The organism is Aeromonas sp. EERV15 (assembly GCF_900079845.1).
Classification (GTDB): domain Bacteria; phylum Pseudomonadota; class Gammaproteobacteria; order Enterobacterales; family Aeromonadaceae; genus Aeromonas; species Aeromonas sobria.
On sequence record NZ_FKKY02000084.1, the window covers coordinates 1 to 501 of the forward strand.

1 protein-coding gene is annotated in these 501 nt (G+C 68.7%); it reads right to left on the minus strand.

The annotated features are described in order from the left end of the window. A partial coding sequence (locus BN4575_RS20525) for an acyl carrier protein (RefSeq protein WP_141689905.1) occupies positions 1 to 501 on the minus strand: 501 nt, incomplete at both ends.

Below are 501 nucleotides of genomic sequence, written 5' to 3' on the forward strand. Positions count from 1 at the left end.
ATCGATGTGCGCGGGGTCCGTGAGCAGCGCTTCCGCGAGCCCCTCGCTGAGCTCCGACTCGAGCGCTTCGATCGCCTCCGCCGAAGGCTCGCCGCGTTCGACGTCGCTCGCCGAAGCCGTCGCTGCGGCGCGGGGCGGCTCTCGCTCCGCCGAACGCTGGTCGCCGCCGTCGTCCTTATTTGCTCGAGGAGCAACCTCGTTCCGGCACTGCTCCTGCGCGATGAAGCGCGCGAGCGCTTTGATCGTCGGATACTCGTACGTCTTCGTCGGCGAAAGCGACAATCCGTAACGCGCGTTGATCGCCTCCATCCACTCGACGCCGAGGACCGAGTAGTAGCCCATCTCCGAAAACGGCATGTCTCGATCGATGTGCGCGGGGTCCGTGAGCAGCGCTTCCGCGAGCCCCTCGCTGAGCTCCGACTCGAGCGCTTCGATCGCCTCCGCCGAAGGCTCGCCGCGTTCGACGTCGCGCGCCGAAGCCGTCGCTGCGGCGCGGGGCGG